Source organism: Mesorhizobium sp. M7A.F.Ca.CA.003.01.2.1 (assembly GCF_003998945.1).
Taxonomy (GTDB): Bacteria; Pseudomonadota; Alphaproteobacteria; order Rhizobiales; family Rhizobiaceae; genus Mesorhizobium; species Mesorhizobium ciceri.
In genome coordinates this window covers 1-3557 of record NZ_RZRA01000596.1, presented here as the reverse complement: position 1 = coordinate 3557, position 3557 = coordinate 1, and the positions used below count along the sequence as shown (strand labels likewise).

At 62.9% G+C, this 3557-nt stretch carries 4 protein-coding genes and 1 pseudogene; all 5 read right to left on the bottom strand.

The window, feature by feature from the left end; translation table 11 throughout:
• Nucleotides 1–762 (bottom strand): annotated as a pseudogene (locus tag EN969_RS21850) (lipid-A-disaccharide synthase); the annotation flags it as partial.
• Complete coding sequence (locus tag EN969_RS21845) at nt 755–1672, bottom strand: LpxI family protein (protein ID WP_063170233.1); 918 nt, start codon at nt 1670–1672, stop codon at nt 755–757. The pseudogene EN969_RS21850 and the gene EN969_RS21845, both read right to left, overlap by 8 nt.
• Entirely contained in the window at nt 1644–2477 is an 834-nt protein-coding gene (gene lpxA / locus EN969_RS21840) for an acyl-ACP--UDP-N-acetylglucosamine O-acyltransferase (protein WP_063167971.1), read from the bottom strand. The genes EN969_RS21845 and lpxA overlap by 29 nt, the downstream gene beginning before the upstream one ends.
• A gap of 13 nt (nt 2478–2490) precedes the next feature.
• Entirely contained in the window at nt 2491–2958 is a 468-nt protein-coding gene (gene fabZ / locus EN969_RS21835; protein ID WP_027036657.1) for a 3-hydroxyacyl-ACP dehydratase FabZ, read from the bottom strand.
• Nucleotides 2951–3557: UDP-3-O-(3-hydroxymyristoyl)glucosamine N-acyltransferase (gene lpxD, locus EN969_RS21830; RefSeq protein ID WP_127419383.1), on the bottom strand; the 607-nt coding region annotated here is incomplete at its 5' end. The genes lpxD and fabZ, both read right to left, overlap by 8 nt.

Here is a 3557-nt window from a genome sequence, read left to right as displayed (position 1 = left end):
CTTTTCATCCCAGCGGTTGACGGAAGATTTGACGAGGTCGGCGACATGCGGGACGGTCGGCAGCAGCAGCCGCAAGCGGTGGCCGCGCGCGCGCAGGATCGACACCGTCTCGCCGAACGGGTCGAGCAGCCGCCGTACCTCGCCACGCCGCGAACCGGGCAGGACGAGCAAGGTTTTGACCCGATCAGGAGAAAGGTCGCGCGGCAACTCCTGCGCCTTGGCTGCAGCGAGCAAGCCCGCATCGTGCGTCAGGCGATGCCCAACATAGGTGCCCGATGGCCCGCCGAGCCGCTCCAACTCCTTAACCTCGAAAGGCAGGATGCAGAGGATGTGGTCGACATAGGGCTTCATCGCGACCGCCCTGCCCGGCCGCCACGCCCACACGCTCGGGCAGACATAGTGGATGATCGGAATCGACGGGTTGGCCGCACGCACCTTTTTGGCGACGCGCAACGAAAAGTCCGGACTGTCAATGGTGACGAGGCAATCCGGCTTTTCGTCGGCAACGGTCTTGGCCAGTTGGCTGATCCGCCGCATCAGGCGCGGAAGGTCGCGCAGGACGGCACTGAACCCCATGAGGGCGATCTCACCGGCATCGAATGGCGAGACCAGTCCCAGCGTCTGCAAATGACGGCCGCCGAGGCCGACGAGTTGCACCTCGCGCCCGGCCGCCTGCCTGAGCGAGCGTACTATGTCGGCGCCGAGCAGGTCGCCGGACTCCTCGCCGGCAACAATCGCGATCTTCAATGCCCTGTCAGCCACTGTGCGGCTCCGTCGTGGCAGGCAGGCCAATGACGAACAGGCCGAGTGCGTTGGCGCGCGCGATGGTTTCAGGACCTTCGAGAACCAGCGAACGTCCCGCCTCGACGGCAATCCCGGCAAGCTCGGCTGCATGCGCTGCTTCGACCGTCTGCAGGCCGATGGACGGAAGATCCGCTCGCAGTTCCTGGCCAGGCTTGGCGCACTTGACCAGGACGCCGCGGGTCTTGCCCGCAATACGGCCGTGGCCGCGTAAAAGCTTTGCCCGCTCAAGCAATCCGGCTGTTCCTTCGATGCCTTCCAGCGCAATGGTCCGGCCACCGATGGCGATCGCGGCCTGGCCGATGTCCAGCGCCCCGATGGCCTTTGCTGCGTCAAGGCCTGCCTCGATGTCACGCCAGTCCGACTTTTGTGGCGCGGCGTTGGTCAGGACGCCTTCGGCGGCGACAAGGCTCGGCACGATTTCATGCGCTCCCACAACCTTTATTCCACGGGCTTCGAGGCCCCTCGCCAAGACCTTCAGCAGGCCATCGTCGCCACGCGCGAGCGCCATGACGACCAGCGGAATTACCGCGAGCAGGCTGAGACTGGGGCGCAGCGCAAGCAATCGCGGCCGGCGCTTGATCTCGCCTGCAAGCACCAGATGGGTGATCCGGTGCCGCCGTAGCAATGGGACCAGCGAGCCTATACCTTCCAGAGCGAGGCTTTCGTGATCGTATCGGGAGAGCTCCGCGATGCGGTCGACCTCGCCTTCCATCAGGATGACGAAGGGCGGATAGCCTTGTTCAGCCGAACCGGCCGCGACTTCGACCGGCAGACTGCCGCCGCCGGCAATGATGCCGACCCTGGAGCCCGGCGGAAGATCAAGACGCGCTGCCGCTGTCTCAGTCTTCGTCATCGACATCGTCGCCATCGCCGCCCTTGAGCGACGGCACAGCATAGTGCCGCTTGCCGCGACTGGTGATGAAATCGATGATCTTCATGGCGGTCGGCGACGACGCGAACTCCGCCTTGGCGAACTCGATGTTCTCGCCAACGGTGCGGGAACGATCGAAGATCATCCTGTAAGCCTTGCGCAGCACAAGGATTTCGGACCTTGGCAGGCCGGAGCGCTTGAGGCCGATGATGTTGAGGCCGCGTAGGCTGGCGCGGTTGCCGACCGCTATGGCAAAGGGGATGACATCGCCGACGATCGCGGAGCAGCCGCCGAGAAAGGCGTTGTCGCCGATGCGGACAAACTGATGCACTGCGGTCAGTCCGCCGATATAGACATTGTTGCCGACCTCGCAGTGGCCGCCCAGCGTTGCGCCATTGGCGAACGTCGCATTGTTGCCGACGACGCAATCATGGGCGATATGGGCGTAGGCAAGGAAATTGCCATTGTCGCCGACCGTCGTCTCGCCGCGGCTGGAATCGGTGCCGAGATGCATGGTCACGCCTTCGCGGATCGTGCAGTTCCTGCCGATGACCAAGGTGGTTCGGCCGCCCTTGTGCTTGGTGTTCTGCGGCGGTGCGCCCAATGTCGCCATCGGATAGACCTTGGTCGAGGCGCCGATCGACGTCGCGCCCATCACCGAGACATGACTGACCAGTTCGACGTCGTCGCCGATCACCACATCGGCAGCGACATGGCAGAACGGCCCGATGCGCACACCTTGGCCGATTTGGGCGCCTTCCTCGACAATGGAGGAAGCATGAATGGATGTCTTGATTTTCATAAGCACTCGATCGTCAGTCGCTGGTGACCATCATGGCTGAAATCTCGGCCTCGGCCGCCTTGGCGCCGTCGACCATGGCTTCACAAGCGAATTTGAGCAGGTTGCCGCGTTTCTTGATTTTCTTGACATAGATCTTCAACTGGTCGCCGGGAACCACCGGTTTGCGGAATTTGGCGTTGTCGATGGTCAGGAAATAGACCAGCGACGGCTTTTCGGTACCCAGGCTGCGGATACAGATGGCGCCGGCCGTCTGCGCCATCGCCTCGACGATGAGCACACCCGGCATGACCGGCTGCTCAGGGAAATGGCCCTGAAAATGCGGCTCGTTTATGGTCACGTTCTTGATGCCAACAGCGGATTCGTCGCCATCGATGTCGACGATACGATCGATCATCAGGAACGGATAGCGGTGCGGCAGGAGCTTCATCAGCCCCATAATGTCGACCGCCTCCAGCGTCGTCGACGCGATCATGTCAGCCATTGCCTCCCTCGCCCTGTTTGCGGGTCCTGGCGAGCTTGCGCAGCATGGCTATCTCCCGCATGGCTTCCGCCATTGGCTGTGCCGGATAGCCGCCCCAGATCTCGCCTGCAGGGACATTGCTCATAAATCCACTTCTGGCGGCAAGCTTGGCCCCTGTCCCAATGGTCAGGTGATCCGCAAGCCCGACGCCGCCGCCCATGGTGACATTGTCACCTACGACCACAGAACCCGAAATACCCGAAAGCCCGGCTATTATGCAATTGCGGCCGATGCGGACGTTATGGGCGATCTGCACGAGATTGTCGATCTTGGTGCCCTGGCCGATGATCGTATCGGACATGGCGCCGCGATCGACGGTGGTGTTGGAGCCGATCTCGACGTCGTCCTGGATAACGACACGGCCGATCTGCGGCACGCGCTCAGGACCCTTGGCCCCGCCGACGAAGCCAAAACCATCCTGGCCTATCCTGGCGCCGCCATGAATGATGACGCGATTGCCGATCAAGGCATACTGGATGCTGGCGCCCGGACCGACATAGCCGTCGCGGCCGATCTGGCAGGATTGTCCGATGACCGCATTTGGGGCGATGACGGTGCCG

Bases quoted from the DNA above. Each gene is read 5' to 3' on its own strand.
- lpxA (WP_063167971.1), bottom strand. From the start codon at position 2,477: ATGAAAATCAAGACATCCATTCATGCTTCCTCCATTGTCGAGGAAGGC.
- fabZ (WP_027036657.1), bottom strand. From the start codon at position 2,958: ATGGCTGACATGATCGCGTCGACGACGCTGGAGGCGGTCGACATTATG.
- EN969_RS21845 (WP_063170233.1), bottom strand. From the start codon at position 1,672: ATGGCGACGATGTCGATGACGAAGACTGAGACAGCGGCAGCGCGTCTT.